15 protein-coding genes are annotated in these 15,884 nt (G+C 71.1%); 6 read left to right on the top strand and 9 right to left on the bottom strand.

Going from position 1 to position 15,884, the window contains the following annotated elements:
- On the top strand, positions 1 to 1,405 hold a 1,405-nt coding region (locus J1C73_RS24095), incomplete at its 5' end, for a M1 family metallopeptidase (protein WP_307797786.1).
- Between the two features lie 28 nt (positions 1,406 to 1,433).
- On the opposite strand, the gene J1C73_RS24100 is transcribed toward J1C73_RS24095, so the two are convergent.
- Together J1C73_RS24100 and J1C73_RS24105 are read right to left on the bottom strand one after the other, a co-directional pair.
- The gene (locus J1C73_RS24100; RefSeq protein ID WP_207318257.1) at positions 1,434 to 3,017 is read right to left on the bottom strand and encodes a M4 family metallopeptidase; all 1,584 of its coding nucleotides are present in this window, start codon (positions 3,015 to 3,017) and stop codon (positions 1,434 to 1,436) included.
- A gap of 277 nt (positions 3,018 to 3,294) precedes the next feature.
- Positions 3,295 to 3,870: a TerD family protein gene (locus J1C73_RS24105; RefSeq protein WP_207318258.1), complete on the bottom strand. Its 576-nt coding sequence runs from the start codon at positions 3,868 to 3,870 to the stop codon at positions 3,295 to 3,297.
- 191 nt (positions 3,871 to 4,061) lie between these two features.
- On the opposite strand from J1C73_RS24105, the gene arfB reads away from it, so the two are divergent.
- Entirely contained in the window at positions 4,062 to 4,496 is a 435-nt protein-coding gene (gene arfB / locus J1C73_RS24110) for an alternative ribosome rescue aminoacyl-tRNA hydrolase ArfB (protein WP_207318259.1), read from the top strand.
- A gap of 81 nt (positions 4,497 to 4,577) precedes the next feature.
- Here the strand turns inward: arfB and J1C73_RS24115 are convergent, their stop codons facing one another.
- The gene (locus J1C73_RS24115) at positions 4,578 to 5,084 is read right to left on the bottom strand and encodes a flavin reductase family protein (protein ID WP_207318260.1); all 507 of its coding nucleotides are present in this window, start codon (positions 5,082 to 5,084) and stop codon (positions 4,578 to 4,580) included.
- A 299-nt stretch (positions 5,085 to 5,383) separates the two neighbouring features.
- Between J1C73_RS24115 and cdgB the strand changes: the two genes are divergently transcribed.
- A complete protein-coding gene (gene cdgB, locus J1C73_RS24120) occupies positions 5,384 to 7,033 on the top strand; it encodes a diguanylate cyclase CdgB (RefSeq protein ID WP_207318261.1) in 1,650 nt (549 codons plus the stop codon).
- Between the two features lie 152 nt (positions 7,034 to 7,185).
- Positions 7,186 to 8,169, top strand: a complete 984-nt coding sequence (locus J1C73_RS24125) for a CBM35 domain-containing protein (RefSeq protein ID WP_207318262.1) — start codon at positions 7,186 to 7,188, stop codon at positions 8,167 to 8,169.
- A gap of 117 nt (positions 8,170 to 8,286) precedes the next feature.
- Here the strand turns inward: J1C73_RS24125 and J1C73_RS24130 are convergent, their stop codons facing one another.
- The 6 genes from J1C73_RS24130 to J1C73_RS24155 form a co-directional block, all read right to left on the bottom strand.
- On the bottom strand, positions 8,287 to 8,679 hold the full coding sequence (locus tag J1C73_RS24130) for a hypothetical protein (protein ID WP_207318263.1): 393 nt from the start codon (positions 8,677 to 8,679) through the stop codon (positions 8,287 to 8,289).
- 124 nt (positions 8,680 to 8,803) lie between these two features.
- Positions 8,804 to 9,667, bottom strand: coding sequence for a class II fructose-bisphosphate aldolase (locus tag J1C73_RS24135; protein ID WP_207318264.1), 864 nt, complete (start codon positions 9,665 to 9,667; stop codon positions 8,804 to 8,806).
- A 55-nt stretch (positions 9,668 to 9,722) separates the two neighbouring features.
- Positions 9,723 to 10,664 (bottom strand): 1-phosphofructokinase family hexose kinase, encoded by a 942-nt coding sequence (locus tag J1C73_RS24140; RefSeq protein WP_207318269.1) that lies wholly within the window; start codon positions 10,662 to 10,664, stop codon positions 9,723 to 9,725.
- A 168-nt stretch (positions 10,665 to 10,832) separates the two neighbouring features.
- A complete protein-coding gene (gene nagA, locus J1C73_RS24145) occupies positions 10,833 to 11,993 on the bottom strand; it encodes an N-acetylglucosamine-6-phosphate deacetylase (RefSeq protein WP_207318265.1) in 1,161 nt (386 codons plus the stop codon).
- Positions 11,993 to 12,925 (bottom strand): ROK family protein, encoded by a 933-nt coding sequence (locus tag J1C73_RS24150; protein WP_123460753.1) that lies wholly within the window; start codon positions 12,923 to 12,925, stop codon positions 11,993 to 11,995. Before J1C73_RS24150 ends, nagA begins: the two co-directional genes overlap by 1 nt.
- Positions 12,926 to 13,087: 162 nt before the next feature.
- Positions 13,088 to 13,996, bottom strand: coding sequence for an SIS domain-containing protein (locus tag J1C73_RS24155; protein WP_207318266.1), 909 nt, complete (start codon positions 13,994 to 13,996; stop codon positions 13,088 to 13,090).
- A 331-nt stretch (positions 13,997 to 14,327) separates the two neighbouring features.
- Here J1C73_RS24155 and J1C73_RS24160 point away from each other — a divergent pair, with 331 nt between their 5' ends.
- Positions 14,328 to 15,545 (top strand): extracellular solute-binding protein, encoded by a 1,218-nt coding sequence (locus tag J1C73_RS24160; RefSeq protein WP_207318267.1) that lies wholly within the window; start codon positions 14,328 to 14,330, stop codon positions 15,543 to 15,545.
- Positions 15,546 to 15,577: 32 nt separating this feature from the next.
- Positions 15,578 to 15,847, top strand: a complete 270-nt coding sequence (locus J1C73_RS24165) for a DUF3263 domain-containing protein (RefSeq protein WP_123460755.1) — start codon at positions 15,578 to 15,580, stop codon at positions 15,845 to 15,847.
- Positions 15,848 to 15,884 lie beyond the last annotated feature (37 nt).

Below are 15,884 nucleotides of genomic sequence, written 5' to 3' on the forward strand. Positions count from 1 at the left end.
CACGCCCCGCAGGGCGAGGACCGCCGTCCTGCTGCTCGCCCTGGCGGTCCTCGCCCCCGGCTGCAGCGCGAGTGCCGGTGGCGTGCACGGCACCCCGGGCGCCTCCGGGGTGCGCGATCCGTACTTCCCCAAGCTGGGCAACGGCGGCTACGACGTCACGCACTACGCCCTCACACTCGATGTCGGCCAGGACGCGAAGACGCTGCGCGGCACCGCCGAGATCACCGCGCGCGCCACCCAGGACCTCAGCTCGTTCAACCTCGATCTGGCCGGGCTGACGGTGGAGTCGGCCACGGTGGAGGGGCGCCCCGCCGCCGTCAACCGGGCGGGCGACGAGCTGACGCTGCGTCCGGACCTCAAGGTCCAGGACCGGCTCCGCCGGGGCCTGACCTTCCGTACGGTCGTGCGCTACTCCGGCTCCCCGCAGACCATCAAGGACCCGGACGGTTCCAAGGAGGGCTGGCTGCCGACCGCCGACGGAGCGGTGGCGCTGGGCGAACCGACCGGCTCGATGGCCTGGTTCCCGGGCAACAACCACCCGAGCGACAAGGCCACGTACGACCTGACGGTCACCGTTGCCAAGGGGCTGACGGCGGTCTCCAACGGTGTGCAGGCCGGTCCGCCCAGGACGGCCGGGGGCCGCACCACGTACCGCTGGCACACCGCCGAACCGATGGCGAGCTATCTCGCGACGCTGGCCGTCGGCCGGTTCGAGACGAAGACGTCGACCATGGCGGGCGGCATCACGGTGTTCACCGCCGTGGACCCGGCGTCGGCGAAGGCGAGTGCGCGGACGGTGGCCCGGGTTCCCGAGGTGGTGAAGTGGGAGGCCGCGCACTTCGGCCCGTACCCGTTCTCCGCCACGGGCGCGATCGTCGAGCGCAAGGGGGACGCCGGGTACGCGCTGGAGACGCAGAACCGGCCGTTCTTCCCCGGGCCGCCGAGCGTCGGACTGCTCGTCCACGAGATGGCGCACCAGTGGTTCGGTGACTCGGTCACGCCCGCGAGCTGGCAGGACATGTGGCTCAACGAGGGTCTGGCGACCTACGCGGAGTGGCTGTGGGAGGAGGAGAAGGAGGACACCCCGGCCCAGGAGTCGTTCGACGAGGCCTACAAGGACGACGACAACTGGGCCTTCCCGCCGGCCGATCCGCCGGCCCCCGCCAACATCTCGGATCCGCCGGTGTACGGGCGGGGCGCCATGGTGATCCACAAGATCCGCGAGGCCGTGGACGACGACGAGCGGTTCTTCGCGCTGCTCGCGGGCTGGACGAAGGCCCATCGGCACGGCAACGCCACGACGGCGGACTTCACCGCCTACGTCGAGAAGACGACCGGCAAGGATCTGACGGAGCTGTGGAAGACGTGGCTGTACGGCGGGAGCCGGCCCGCCGCGGACGGCTGACCGGCTCCCGGGAGCAACGCGGTGGGCGTTACTTCACGTTGACACCGCTCCAGGCGGCGTCGACGGCCTTCAGCTCGGCGCTGTCCGCCCCGTACAGGTCGGTCGCCGCCTTCTCGGTCGCCGTGCGGGCGGCCGCGTAGTCGGTGGACGAGGTCATGTACTCGGAGAGGGCCTTGTACCAGATCTGGATGGCCTTGTCCCGGCCGATGCCGGTGACCGTGGAGCCGTCGGAGGTCGGGGAGTCGTAGTCGACTCCGTTGATGGTCTTCGCGCCGCTGCCCTCGGACAGCAGGTAGAAGAAGTGGTTGGCGACACCGGACGAGTAGTGCACGTCCAGGTCACCGACGCTGCTGTCCCAGTAGTCGGCCGAGCCGCCGTCCTTGCTCGGCTGGTCCATGTAGCGCAGCGGGCTGCCGTCGCCGTTGATGTCGATCTTCTCGCCGATGAGGTAGTCGCCGACGTCGGTGGCGTTGTCGGCGAAGAACTCCACCGCGGTGCCGAAGATGTCGCTGGTCGCCTCGTTGAGACCGCCGGACTCGCCGACGTAGTCGAGGTTGGCGGTCGACGCGGTCAGCCCGTGGCTCATCTCGTGGCCGGCGACGTCGAGGCCGGTGAGGGCGCTCTTGTTGTCGGCGCCGTCGCCGTACGTCATGCAGAAGCAGCTGTCGTCCCAGAACGCGTTGACGTACGCGTCGCCGTAGTGGACCCGGGAGTAGGCGGCCTTGCCGTCGCCCGCGATGCCGTCGCGGCCGAGCGCCGTCTTGTAGAAGTCCCAGGTCTTCGCGGCGCCGTAGTGGGCGTCGACCGCGGCGGTCTGGCGGTCGTTGCCGGTGCCGTCGCCCCACGTGTCGTCGTCGTCGGTGACCAGGTCGCCGGTGCCGCTCTCGCCCTGGTTCAGGTCGTACGTCTTGTGGCCGCCGCGGTCGCCGTCGGTCAGCTCGAAGCCGGAACCGGAGGCGGTGGTGGACAGGTCGACCTTGCCGCTGTACTGGCTGTTGCCGACGCCGGCCGTCTCGACCGCTTCGTAGCTGTGCAGCGTCTTGCCGGTGGTGGCGTCCGTGATGATGTGGCGGCGGCTGGGCGTGCCGTCCTTCTGCACCCCGGTCTTCACGGACTCGAACGCGAGGACGGGCTTGCCGCTGCCCGCCCAGATCACCTTGCGGGCGGCGGCCGCGGTCTTGATCTTCGCCGTCGTGGACGGCACGGATATCCTGGCGTCGGTCGCCTTGGTGACGCTCTTGAGCTTGCCGTTGCTCGCGGTGTGGGTGACCAGGTCGCCGCCGATGACGGGCAGTCCGGCGTAGGTGCGCTCGTAGCGGGTGTGGACCGTGCCCTTGGCGTCCTTGATCACGTCACGGACGATCAGCTTCTCCTTGCCGCCGAGCCCCAGCGAGCCGGCGGTCGAAGAGGCGTCGGTCTGGGCCGACTTGATGGCCGCCGTGCGCGCCGAGGCGCTGCTGAAGGCGGGCGAGGAGGTGCGGGGAGAGGCGGAGGAACCGTCGTCGGGGGCGGCCGGCCTGGCATTCGCCGTCCCGGTCTGCACTCCGACGACGACCATCGCGGCCACGGCGGCCAGGGCTGCTGCGCGACGGGTGTTCATGTGGGGGGTCATGGGTTCTCCGTTGCTCGTTCCGTGGGGGGTTACGAGCGGAGAGCGTGCCACTGAATGACCGGCATTGACGGTGTACTAACAATTACCTCACAATTCTTTGACCAGTTCTTGTCCGACTGGGGTACGTCCGTGTCCGCTATCCGGCGGACTTCCATCACTTGCACAACACCGCGTGTCGTACGCCCCATTGGGAGCGGTCAGTGGTACGCGGACACGCGGGAGCCCCCGGCCGCAGGACGATCGGCCGGGGGCTCCCGTGAAGCGGAAGGACGGAGCGTCAGAGAGTGACGCCGAAGTCCTGGGCGATGCCGCGCAGGCCGGAGGCGTAGCCCTGGCCGACGGCACGGAACTTCCACTCGGCGCCGTTGCGGTACAGCTCGCCGAAGACCATGGCGGTCTCGGTGGCGGCGTCCTCGCTCAGGTCGTAGCGGGCGATCTCGGCGCCGCCGGCCTGGTTCAGGATGCGGATGTACGCGTTGCGCACCTGGCCGAAGTTCTGGCTGCGGGTCTCGGCATCGTAGATCGACACCGGGAAGACGATCTTGTCGATGTCGGCCGGCAGGCCCGCCAGGTTGACGTTGATCTGCTCGTCGTCGCCCTCGCCCTCGCCCGTGACGTTGTCACCGGTGTGCACGATGGTCTGGTCCGGCGTCGCCTTGTTGTTGAAGAAGACGAAGTGGCCGTCGGAGAAGACCTTCCCGGCGGTGTTGACCGCGATCGCGGAGGCGTCGAGGTCGAAGTCCGTGCCGGTGGTGGTCCGGACGTCCCAGCCGAGGCCGACCGTGACGGCGGTGAGGCCGGGGGCCTCCTTGGTGAGGGAGACGTTGCCGCCCTTGGACAGGCTTACTGCCATGGGAAGTCCCTTTCATCTGTCGTCTGCGGGCTTCGTGTCGTCACGAAGCTACCGTCACCCCTCATAACGCAGGCAGGGGACCGGGAGGTTCCTTGCGCCTTTGCTTTCTTTACCGAACTGATGGCGGGACGCGGCCGGAGGACCGGTGATGCGGCTAAAGAAGGTGACGAACACCCGGTGGGCCGGGGAACATGGGTGTCATGTCCGGGCCCTATGTCATCCGCGGTGCGGTCTCCCTGCCGGAGGCCGAGCTCATGTGGCGTTTCTCGCGGTCCTCAGGGCCAGGCGGGCAGCACGTCAACACCAGCGACTCCCAGGTGGAGCTCCGCTTCGACCTCGCGGCGACCGAGTCGCTGCCCGAGGTGTGGAAGGAGCGCGCGCTGGAGCGGCTGGCGAACCGGCTGGTCAACGGCGTGGTGTCGGTACGGTCCTCGGAGCACCGCTCACAGTGGCGCAACCGCGAGACGGCCCTCGTACGGCTCACCGCCCTGCTGGCCGAGGCCACGGCGCCGCCCCCCAAGCCGCGCGTCAAGCGCAAGATCCCGCGCGGCATCAACGAGCGCAGGCTGCGCGAGAAGAAGCAGCGCGGCGACACCAAGCGCGGCCGCTCGGGCCGCGACTGGTGAACGGGGCATCCGCGGCCGGCCGGGTGCGGCGCCCCCTGCCGTCACCCCCGCCGTCAAACCGGCCGCCGGCAGCGTCCGGTGTCAGCCCAGCTGCCGGTAGCGCCCGCGGAAGTACGTCAGCGGGCCGCCGTCCTCGCTCGGCAGCCGCGCACTGAGCACCCGTCCGATCACCAGCGTGTGATCACCCGCCAGGACACGCTGCTCCGTGCGGCACTCCAGGGTGGCGAGCGCGCCCCCGGCCAGCGGTGCTCCGGTGATCTCCCCGCGTACATAGGGGATGTCCTCGAACAGCAGCCGGTCGCTGATCCGGCCCTTCATGGCGAACCGTCCGGCGATGTGCCGCTGGCTCTCCGACAGGACCGAGACGGCCCACAGTGGCTGTTCCGCCAGCAAGTCGTCCATCCGTGAGTCGTTGCGCAGGCTCACCATGACCAGGGGCGGGTCCATCGAGACCGACATGAACGCGGTCGCGGTCATGCCGACGTCCTCGCCGCGTCCGTGCTCGTCGAGCGGCGGCTCCTGTGCGGTGATCAGCACCACACCGGCGGCCAGTCGGGCGAGGGCGCCGCGGAACTCGTCGTTGCTCACCCCCTCAGCATGGGGGATGGGCTCGGAACGCGGGGTGGGGGGCTTCGTCTGCAACACACCGGGCACGCTAGCCGTGCGCGGCGGCCCGGCGCATCGGGCCAGGGGACCAGCCAGGTCCTAGGACCGGCCGAAATCCTTTACCATCTGTTGTGACTTGGCTCACAGAGCGCAATATTTGTTGACCCTGTGTACCGGGTGCACAGCTCACTGTGATTCAGTGGCCGTGACACTGCAGTAAGTACGTCAAGTACACCGATATGAAACCTGGAGTGCTGTCGAGGTCTCGGGGAGTGCGAGCGATGGAGGCCGAGTCGGAGCCGTACGTCCGTCTTGCGACGATGCGGCAGCTGCACCAGGCCGTGGCCGATCTCAACACGGCGCGGAGCCTGGCCGACACGCTGCAGACCGTGGCCGACGGAATCGTCGCCGGTCTCGGCTACGAGCTGGCCTGCGTCAACCTCGTCCGTCCCGACGGTGATCTCGTGGTCGCCGCCTTCGCCGGCAACAGCGCCGCCGAGGCCCTGATCACCGGCCGCGTCGGCTCCCGCACCTCCTGGGAGCGCCGGCTGGCCATGGGCGAGACATGGGACGAGCTCCGCTTCATACCGCACACCGACGGCTGGGTCCTCCTCGACGACGACGTCCCGCAGTGGCACACCGAGGGTCCCGAGCCCCGCTTCGAGGACGAGTGGCACCCGCAGGACCGGCTCTACGCCCCGATGTACGCCTCCGGCGGCGGCCTCGACCTCCTCGGCGTCATATCCGTCGACCGCCCCCGCAACGGCCGCCGCCCCGGCGCCTGGGGCCGCGAGGCGCTCCAGATGTACGCGTCCCAGTCGGCCATCGCCATCAGCAACGCCAGGCTCCGGGCCAACATGCAGCGCGCCCTGGTCCGCCTGGAGCGTGAACAGCAGGCGCTGCGGGCCAGCGAGGAATCATTCCGCCAGGCCTTCGAGTACGCCCCCAGCGGCATGGCCATCGCGGAGATGGGCGGCGACCAGCACGGCCGGCTGCTGCGCACCAACGACGCCCTGTGCCGGCTGCTCGGCCGCCCCGCCTCGGTGCTGCGCCGCTACTCCTTCGCCGACCTGGTCCACCCCGAGGACATCGGCACCCTGCTCCGTACCTCCGCCGAGGGCGGCCGCGCCGAGCTGCGGCTGGGCCGCCGGGACGGCACCTATCTCTGGGTCTCGCTGCGCAACTCCGTCGTCGCGGACACCGCGGACGGGCCGCGCTTCCTGCTCACCCATGTCGAGGACATAGAGGAGCGCAAGCGCCACGAGCTGAACCTCGCGCACCGCGCCTCGCACGACGCGCTCACCGGTCTGCCCAACAGTGCGGAGCTGCGCTCCCGGCTCAGCGCCCGCCTCTGCGAGCGCCCGCACGCGGTGGCGTCCACGGACGTGCAGGCGCTGGACGCGGCGTACGGCGATGTGGACGAGGCCCGGGTGCACGGCTTCCCCGTCGACGGATTCGACGCGGCGGCGGGCGTCGGCCCCTACGACCACCATGTGCACTCCGTCGCACCCGACACCGGGCAGGACGACGGGGCGAAGGGGCTCGCGGTCCTCTTCTGCGACCTGGACGGCTTCAAGTCGATCAACGACCGCTTCGGCCACCACACGGGTGACGCGGTTCTCATCGAGGTCGCCCGCCGGCTCACCACCTGTGTCCGCGACGGTGACACCGTCGCCCGGCTCGGGGGTGACGAATTCGTCGTTCTCGCGGACGGGCTGGGGTCCGCAGACGCCGCGGACCTGGCCGTACGCCTGCGTAACGCCATCATTCCGCCGATTCGGGTCGATGGCCGGGCGGTGCGCGTCGGGGCGAGTTTCGGCATCGGGTGGGCCGCCTGCGGCATGACCGCCGAAGAGGTACTGCGCTCCGCCGACCAGCGGATGTACGTCGAGAAGCGGTCCAGGTCGAAGGTTCACCGCAGAGCCGGCTGACGTTTGCCGACGTGCTGTGCGCTTACCCCACCCCGGTTCCCGCCGCACGTCGGGCAACTCCTGGCGTGGTCCGTTCGGGGTAGGCTCGGCCGGTCGGCGAGGACTGACGGCATACGGCGAGGGCCGACGACATGGTGAGGAGTGACCCAGGGATGGCCGGGAACAACGGCGCGAGCACACCCGAGGACGACGACCCGTTCGGCTACCTCTACGAGGACGGGCGAGCGGCCGGCGCACAGCCGCCGGGTCAGGGTGGCTACGGCTACCCGGGTCCCGCCGCGCAGCCCGGCGTGCCGCGTACCTCCTACAACCAGGTGCGGACCGTCGGCGAGCGTCAGTACGGGCAGCAGGGGGCGTACGGCTACCCGCCGGCGCAGAACGCTCAGTACGGACAGCCCCAGGGGCAGTACGGGCAGCCGAACGCGCAGTACGCGGCCCCCGAGACGCACCCCGGTGCTCCCACCACGCAGGTGCCGCACCAGGGCGGCCGGGGCAACGGCGGTCCCGGCAGGGGCGGCCCCAACACCAAGGGCCTGCTGATCGGTGCGGTCGCGGTGGTCGCGGTCGTGCTCATCGGCATCGGCGCCGCGCTGATGACGGGCGACGGCGACAAGGGCAAGAAGAAGGAGGAGGCGACGTCCTCCTCCGGCGCGGCCGGTGAGGTGGAGGAGTCGCCGAAGCCGCAGAATTCCGCCAGCTCCGAGGCCCCCGCCGAGCTCCCGAAGCAGGACGCGGCCTCGCTGAAGCTCGGCGGCACGGCCACCACCGACAAGGCCATCGACGGTGCGGAAGGCCCCAACGGGTCGTATGTCACCGGCTTCAACGCGGTCGGCTCGTCCGTGACGTGGACGGCGAACCTGCACGAGGGCGGCTCGTACCGCCTGACGGTCCGCTACGCGATCCCCGCCAAGGACGCCAACGCCACGCTGACCGTCAACGGGAAGCCGAACTCCCAGCCGATCGGGCTCAAGAACTTTGTTGGCTCCTCGGACTCGAACTGGGAGAAGAACTGGCAGACCACCTGGGCGCCGGTCAGCCTGACGAAGGGCGAGAACGAGATCAGCATCTCGTGCCAGGACGGAAACCAGTGCGACGTGATCCTGGACTGGGTCGAGGTCACACCCGCGAAGGGCTGAGTTCTCCCGACGCGTCCCCGTCTCCGCGGGGCGTGCGCCGACTGCCGTAAACAGCGGGCCCCGCCCCACGCCGAGTGCGTGGGGCGGGGCCCGTTTCGCTGGCCCGCGACTGCGGTGTCAGGACCAGCGGGACACTCCTACGCACTTGGCGGCGACCCAGCCCAGACGGTTCTTCGAGTCGAGCACGCCGATCCAGCTGTTGCCCGACGGCCCGCCGCTCCAGCACGTGTAGGACCCGCCGGAGTACGCCTGGCAGAGGTCCTCCGAGCACTTCCGGCCGGCGGAGGTGACCGTTCCCGTCTTGGCGGCCCCGGTGCTGCGCGAGGCCCGCACCGTGGCCGTGTGCCCGTTGTACGGCCACACGCCGGGCCAGGTGCGGGCGGTGGCGGTTCCCTCGGTCCGGGTGGGCTGCGTGGGCTGCGCAGCCTGTGCGGCCCCGGGGGCCGCGAGCAGGGCGGCGCCCGTGAGGGCGGCTGCGGCCAGTGCCGATCGTGTTCGGTTGAGTGACAACGCATGCCTCCTTGGCCGCCACGCGAGTGGCGGTGATCTTGAGAGAGTGTGCGAACCACATCAGAACACCGGGTCTGACGACAGCGGAGAGATCCGGCCACCCGCAGTCAGCCGTTGGTCCGGGTCAGCGTGCGGCGCCGGACACAAGCCCCAGGAAGTGGCTGATCACCGCGGCCATCGCCTCGCGGCCCGGGGCGAGGTACTTGCGCGGGTCCACGCCCGTGGTGTTCTCGGCCAGGTGGGCCCGGACGGCTCCGGTGAACGCCGTGTTCAGCGCCGTGCCCACGTTGATCTTGACCATGCCGGAGGAGGCGACGGCCTGGCGGATCTCCTCGTCCGGGACGCCGCTGGAGCCGTGCAGCACCAGCGGGACGGGGACGGCGTCGCGCAGCCGGCCGATCAGGGCGTGGTCCAGGGCGGCGGTGCGCTCGGTCATCGCGTGCGAGGAGCCGACCGCGACGGCCAGCGCGTCCACGCCGGTGGCGGCGACGTACGCGGCGGCCTCGGCCGGGTCGGTACGGACGCCGGGGGCGTGGGCGTCGAGCGGGGCCTCGCCCTCCTTGCCGCCGACCTTGCCGAGTTCGGCCTCGATCCAGATACCGCGCTCGTGGCCCCAGGCGACGGCTTCGGCGGTGGCCCGGACATTGTCCTCGTAGCTCAGCTTGGAGGCGTCGAACATCACCGAGCCGAAGCCCTCGCCGGATGCCTGGTGCAGCAGCTCCACGGACTCGACGTGGTCGAGGTGGAGGGCGAGCGGGGCGGCGGAGGTGCGCGCGACGGCGGCGGCCGCGGCCGCGATGGCGGAGAGCCGGCCGCCGTGGAACTTCACGGCGTTCTCGGAGATCTGGAGGATGGCGGGGGCCCCCGCGCGCTCCGCACCGGTGGCGATGGCCTCCGCGTGTTCCAGTGTGATGACGTTGAAGGCGGCGATTCCGCGTCCCTCTGCCTGGGCGGCGGAGACGAGTTCACCGGTGCTGACGAGCGGCATGCTGACCTCTGTTGCTTCCTCGGACCCGCCGGACGGGCCCGGTGCGGTGCGGCGCTCAGGCCGCGGGTGCGTGTTCCTCGATGGCGACGCGCGGCAGCAGCTCCTCGTAGGCCGCGCGGTCGAAGTCACCGGCGGTGGGGGCCAGCACGGTCGCCGTCGACAGTGCCACCGCCCGTCGCAGCCGGTCCGGCCAGCTCAGGCCCTCGACGAGGCCGGACAGCAGTCCGGCCACCGCGGAGTCGCCCGCCCCGGTCGGGTTGCCCTTCACGGGGGCCGGCGGGGACGCCTGCCAGCTGCCGTCGGGCGTGAGCGCCAGCATCCCGTCCGGGCCCAGCGAGGCGATCACCGCGTGCGCACCGCGGCGGCGGGCGTCGCGGGTGGCGCGCAGGGGGTCGCGGGAGCCGGTGAGCTGGGCGAGCTCGTCGGCGTTCGGCTTGATGAGGTCGGGGCGGGCGGCGATGCCCCGGCGCAGCGGTTCGCCGCTGGTGTCCAGGAGTACGGGGACGCCCGCGGCGCGGGCCGGCCGGATCAGTTCGGCGTAGGCGCCGACGTGTATGCCCGGGGGCAGGCTGCCGCACAGGGCGACCGCGTCGGCGCCGGTGAGCAGTTCCTCGTACGAGCGGAGGAAGGCGGTCCACTCGGCGGCGGTGATGTGGGGGCCGGGTTCGTTGAACTGGGTGGTGTCGCCGGTGGCCCGGTCGGCGACGGCCAGGGTGCGGCGGGTGTCGCCGGCCACCGGGACGAGTGCGTCGGTGAGGGTCGCGGTGCCCGGCGGGAGGGCCGCGAGCAGTTCCCGCAGTACGGAGCCGGTGGCGCCTCCGGCGAAGCCGGTGACGACGCTGTCGTGGCCGAGGGCGGTGACCACCCGGGCGACGTTGATGCCCTTGCCGCCGGGGCGCTCGGAGAGATCGGTGACCCGGTGGCTGGAGTGCGGGACGAGGGCCGCGACGCCGTACGTCAGGTCGAGTGCCGTGTTCAGCGTGACCGTGAGGATCACCTCGGCCACCCCCTCGATCCGTGCTGGGCGCGGATGCCTTGGCAGAACGCGCTTTCCCCGATTGTTTCGCGAACGATCATGCCAAAGAGCCGGCGGCCGGCCCAGACCTCGGGAACAACCGCCGTCTCTTCGTTACGTATCCGCTCCGCGGTCCTCAAGGTGCGGTCTTCACACGGCCGCGGGCACCGGCCGGCTGATCCACTCGCCCTTGCGCATGACGCCCTTGAGCGTGAAGTCGGCGTCCAGGACCACCAGGTCGGCGTCCTTGCCCGGTTCCAGCGAGCCGACCCGGTCGTACACACCGAGCAGCCGGGCCGGGTTGGCGGAGATGGACTGCACCACGTCGCCGACCGGGATGCGGTCGATGGTGACGGCCCGGTGGAAGGCGGTGTCCAGGGTGAGCGTGGAGCCGGCGATGGAGCCGCCCTCGACGAGCCGGGCGACGCCGTCCTTGACCTCGACGGCGAGCGGGCCCAGCTGGTACTGGCCGTCGCCGAACCCGGCCGCGTCCATGGCGTCGGTGATCAGGGCGACGCGGTGGGCGCCCGCGTGGTGGTAGGCCAGTTGCAGGGAGGCCGGGTGCAGGTGCGTGCCGTCGTTGATCAGCTCGACCGTGATCCGCTCGTCCTCCAGGAGGGCGGCGATCGGGCCGGGTACGCGGTGTCCGAGGGGCGGCATCGCGTTGTAGAGGTGCGTGGCGACGGTGGCGCCCGCGTCGATCGCCTCGACGGTCTGCTCGTACGTGGCGTCGGTGTGCCCGATCGCGGCGATGACGCCGTGCTCGGCGAGCAGCCGTACGGACTCGATGCCGCCGGGCAGTTCGGTGGCGAGCGTGAACATCTTCGCGGTGCCGCGGGCGGCGTCCATCAGCTTGCGGACCTCGGCCGGGTCGGGGTGGCGCAGCAGGCCCTCGCTGTGCGCGCCCTTGCGGCACGGCGAGATGAAGGGGCCCTCGAAGTGGATGCCGGCCAGGTCGCCCTGTTCGACCAGTTCGGAGAGGATGCCGGCCCGTTCGGCGAGGAAGTCCATCTCGCCGGTGACGGTGGAGGCGACCAGGGTGGTGGTGCCGTGCTCGCGGTGGGTGCGGACGCCGGTGAGGACGTCGTCCACGGTGCCGGAGGTGAAGGAGGCGCCGCCTCCGCCGTGGTTGTGCATGTCCACGAAGCCGGGGACGATCCAGTGGCCGGACAGGTCGACGGTCCGGGCGTCCTGCGCCGGACTGCCGGCGATGCGGGTGCCCTCGATGATCACCCGGCCGTTCTCGACGGTGCCGGTGGGCAGTACCACCCGGGCACCTGCGAGAACTGTGCTGTCTGCGCGTCCGGCCATCAGGCGGATACCTCCGTGGAGAGAAGATCCCAGGCGAGCAGCCCTGCGCCCAGGCATCCGGCGGTGTCCCCGAGGGCCGCCGGGACGATGTGGGGCAGCTTCTGGAACGTGACGCGTTCCTCGACGGCCGCACGCAGTGGTGTGAACAAGGTTTCCCCCGCCTCGGCGAGACCGCCACCGATGATGAGGGTGCGGGGGTCCAGCAGGGTGAGCGCGGTGACCAGTCCGGCGGCGAGGGCGTCGACGGCGTCGTGCCAGACCGCCAGGGCCGCCGGGTCGCCCGACTCCACGGCCTTGGCGCAGTCCGCGGCGTCGGCCTTCGGGTCGCCGGAGGCGGCGGCCCAGGCCCGGCTGACGGCGGCCGCGGAGGCCAGCGTCTCCAGACAGCCGCGCTGGCCGCAGCTGCAGTCCGGGCCGTCCGGCCGGATCACGATGTGGCCGATCTCGCCCGCGGAGCCGTGGGCGCCCTCCTCGATGGTGCCCGCGATGCCGATGGCCCCGGCGATGCCGGTGCCCAGCGGGATGAACACGAAGCGGTCCGCGCCCCGGCCCGCTCCGATCCGGCCCTCGGCGAGCCCGCCGGTCCTGACGTCGTGGCCGAGGGCGACGGGGACGCCGCCGAGCCGTTCGCCGAGCAGCCGGCGCATGGGTACGTCGCTCCAGCCCAGGTTCGCGGAGTAGAGCGCGATCCCGTTCGCGGCGTCGACGATGCCGGGCACGGCGACACCGGCCGCGACGGCGCTCTCGCCGAAGTGCTCGACGCCGTACGCGCGCAGATCCGCCGCGAAGGCGAGGATCGACTCCACGACGGCGTCGGGGCCGCGCTCTCTGCCGGTCGCGCGCCGTGCCTCGTAGAGCAGGGCGCCATCGGCCCCGACCAGTGCGGCCTTCATTCCGGTGCCGCCCACATCGAGGGCGATGACGTGTTTCACGGGGAACAGTTTCGCCCGACGAACCCCAAAAGGTCTAGTCCACTATCGGTGTTTGTTGCGCATCCATACAAAATCGGGACCGTAACCCGGCGGCAATCCGCCGGCATCCGCACGCAATCCGCCGACATCGCCCGTCATCGATGTGCCTGCGGACACGCCGCTCTAGCCCGGCAGGATCACGCTGCGCGACAGGTTGCGCGGGTGGTCCGGGTCGTACCCCTTCGACTCCGCGAGCGCCACCGCGAGCCGCTGGGCCCGGATCAGGTCGGCCATCGGGTCGGCGGCCGTGTGGGCGACGAGCGTTCCGCCGACCCCCGCGACCTCGCCCGCCAGGCCCTCGGGCAGTGCGCCGAACACCCATGCCACCCGGTTCGGGCCGGTGATCGCGATCGGCCCGTGGCGGTATTCCATCGCGGGGTACGACTCCGTCCAGGCGCCCGCCGCCTCGCGCATCTTCAGCCCGGCCTCCTGCGCGAGGCCGTAGGTCCAGCCGCGCCCCAGGAACGTCCACTGCTCGGCCGAGACCACCGCCTCGTCCAGCGGCTCGGTCACCGCCAGCTCCGCGTCGACGGCTGCCTCGGTGACCGTCTTCACGCCCGCCGGGAGCGGGCCGGCCGCCTCCAGCCCGGCCCGCAGGAAGGCGAGCGCGGTGGTGGCGAACCGGGTCTGCACGACCGACTCCTCGTCGGCCCAGTCCAGTACGACCACCGTGTCGGCGGCGTCCATGACCGGCGTCTTCGGGTCGGCGGTCAGCGCGACGGTGGGGGTCCGGCCGCGCAGTTCGCCCAGCAGGGCCAGCACCTCGCTCGTGGTGCCGGAGCGGGTGATCGCCACGACCCGGTCGTAGGAGCGCCCGGCCGGGAACTCCGACGAGGCGTACGCGTCCGTCTCGCCCTGCCCGGCCGCCTCGCGCAGCGCCGCGTAGGCGATGGCCATGAACCAGGAGGTTCCGCACCCGGTGACGGCGACCCGCTCGCCCGGACGCGGCAGCCCCTCGGCCACCGCGCCCGCCTGGGCGGCACGCCGCCAGCAGCTGGGCTGGGTGGCAATTTCTGATGCGGTACGGGACATGCGGTACGGCTCCTTGCGGCGTGGGCGGAAGCGGGGCGGCGCAGCGGCACCGCACGCGTGCGGTTATGGTCTGGACCATTAAGGGCCTTGTGTGCGGCCCTGGTTGACCGAGACCTACTTAGCAGTCACTCCGCGTCCCGTGCAATGCTGCCGCGTTGCCGAAGCGATACCGCGGTGGTGTAGACCTCATCGGAAGCGATGGGGGAAAATCGCAGCTCATCCGGAGCGCCCCACGCAGACGTGGATGCCGCGGATGGCGTGATCGACGAGGACGGACTGGGCTGTGCAGCGGCGTTACTTGGGACTGACGGCGGCTGTCGCCGCTCTGGGGATGACGGCAACGCTGTCGGGCTGCGGCGGCGACAGTGACGGGGGCGACGTCACGCTGAAGCTGGTCGCGGCCGACTACGGCACCGGCGAGGCGAACAAGTCCGACACGTACTGGGACGGCGTCGCCAGGGGCTTCGAGGCGTCCCACCCCGGCATCAAGGTCGAGGTGACCGTCCTCCCGTGGACGGATGTCGACCGCAAGGTCGCCCAGATGGTGAAGGCCGGAAAGGCCCCCGACATCGCGCAGATCGGCGCGTACGCGGACTACGCCAAGGCCGGGAAGCTCTACTCCGCCGACCAGATGCTCAGCGTCCGCACCCAGGCGAACTTCCTGCCCGTCCTCGCGGACGCGGGCCGGGTCAGCCAGGTCCAGTACGGTCTGCCGTTCGTGGCCAGCACCCGGCTGCTCTTCTACAACAAGAAGCTCTTCAGCCAGTCGGGCCTCGACGCCCCGAAGACCTGGAGCGACATCGCCGGCGACGCCGCCGCGCTCAAGGCACACGGCGTGAAGTACCCGTTCGCGCTGCCGCTGGGCCAGGAGGAGTCCCAGGCCGAGACGCTGATGTGGCTGCTCAGCGGCGGCGGCGGCTACACCGACGACGTCGGCTCGTACAACATCGACTCGGCCGAGAACATCAAGACGTTCGACTGGCTGAAGTCGAACCTCGTCGACAAGGGGCTCGTCGGCCCCGTCGCCCCCGGTGACCTCAACCGCGGCAAGGCCTTCGCGGCGTTCACCAAGGGTGAGGTCGGCATGCTCAACGGCCATCCGACGCTGATGCAGGAGGCCCAGAAGCAGGGCGTGGACGTCGGCATGGTGCCGCTGCCCGCCGTCTCCGGGCCCACCAGCAGCTCGATGGGCGTCGCCGACTGGATCATGGGCTTCAAGCAGAACAAGCACCGGGTCGAGACAGGCAAGTTCTTCGACTTCATGTTCAGCGACAAGAACGTCATCGACTTCGCCGACACGTACGACATGCTGCCGGTCACCGACAGCGCCTCGGGCTCGATGGAGACCGACCCCAAGTACAAGTCGCTGCACAAGTTCCTGGCCGCGCTGCCGAACGCGCAGTTCTACCCGTTCGGCAAGACGTCCTGGGCCCAGGCCAGCGAGTCGATCAAGAAGAACATCGGCGAGGCGGTCGAGCCGGGCGCGAGCCCCGAGAGCGTGCTGGGGCGCATAGCGCAGGAGTCCACGACGGCGGAGAGCGCGGAGTAGCGGTCCGCGGACCGCGCAATATATTGGCTGATATGACCGACCTCCCCGCGAACGGACCCGACGAGAGCGCCCCGCCTTCCGGACTCTCCGAGCGGGACCGTGCGGTGCTCGCGGTCGAGCGGCAGTCGTGGGCGGGGCCCGGGGCGAAGGAGCGGGCGATCAGGGAGCGGCTCGGCATCTCCCCGACCCGCTACTACCAGCTGCTGAACGCGCTGCTGGACGACCGGCGGGCGCTGGAGGCCGATCCGGTCACGGTGAACCGGCTCCGGCGCGTGCGGGAGGCGCGGCGGGGACGCCGCTGACCAGTGAACGGGGGCGCCGCCGGCACCCGGGGCTCCG

This window comes from Streptomyces laculatispora (assembly GCF_017353455.1).
Classification (GTDB): domain Bacteria; phylum Actinomycetota; class Actinomycetes; order Streptomycetales; family Streptomycetaceae; genus Streptomyces; species Streptomyces laculatispora.

Coding starts and splice junctions, on each gene's coding strand:
- J1C73_RS24100 (WP_207318257.1), bottom strand. CDS start 3,017: ATGACCCCCCACATGAACACCCGTCGCGCAGCAGCCCTGGCCGCCGTG.
- J1C73_RS24160 (WP_207318267.1), top strand. CDS start 14,328: ATGACGGCAACGCTGTCGGGCTGCGGCGGCGACAGTGACGGGGGCGAC.
- J1C73_RS24125 (WP_207318262.1), top strand. CDS start 7,186: ATGGCCGGGAACAACGGCGCGAGCACACCCGAGGACGACGACCCGTTC.
- arfB (WP_207318259.1), top strand. CDS start 4,062: ATGGGTGTCATGTCCGGGCCCTATGTCATCCGCGGTGCGGTCTCCCTG.
- nagA (WP_207318265.1), bottom strand. CDS start 11,993: ATGGCCGGACGCGCAGACAGCACAGTTCTCGCAGGTGCCCGGGTGGTA.
- J1C73_RS24165 (WP_123460755.1), top strand. CDS start 15,578: ATGACCGACCTCCCCGCGAACGGACCCGACGAGAGCGCCCCGCCTTCC.
- J1C73_RS24135 (WP_207318264.1), bottom strand. CDS start 9,667: ATGCCGCTCGTCAGCACCGGTGAACTCGTCTCCGCCGCCCAGGCAGAG.
- cdgB (WP_207318261.1), top strand. CDS start 5,384: ATGGAGGCCGAGTCGGAGCCGTACGTCCGTCTTGCGACGATGCGGCAG.
- J1C73_RS24105 (WP_207318258.1), bottom strand. CDS start 3,870: ATGGCAGTAAGCCTGTCCAAGGGCGGCAACGTCTCCCTCACCAAGGAG.
- J1C73_RS24155 (WP_207318266.1), bottom strand. CDS start 13,996: ATGTCCCGTACCGCATCAGAAATTGCCACCCAGCCCAGCTGCTGGCGG.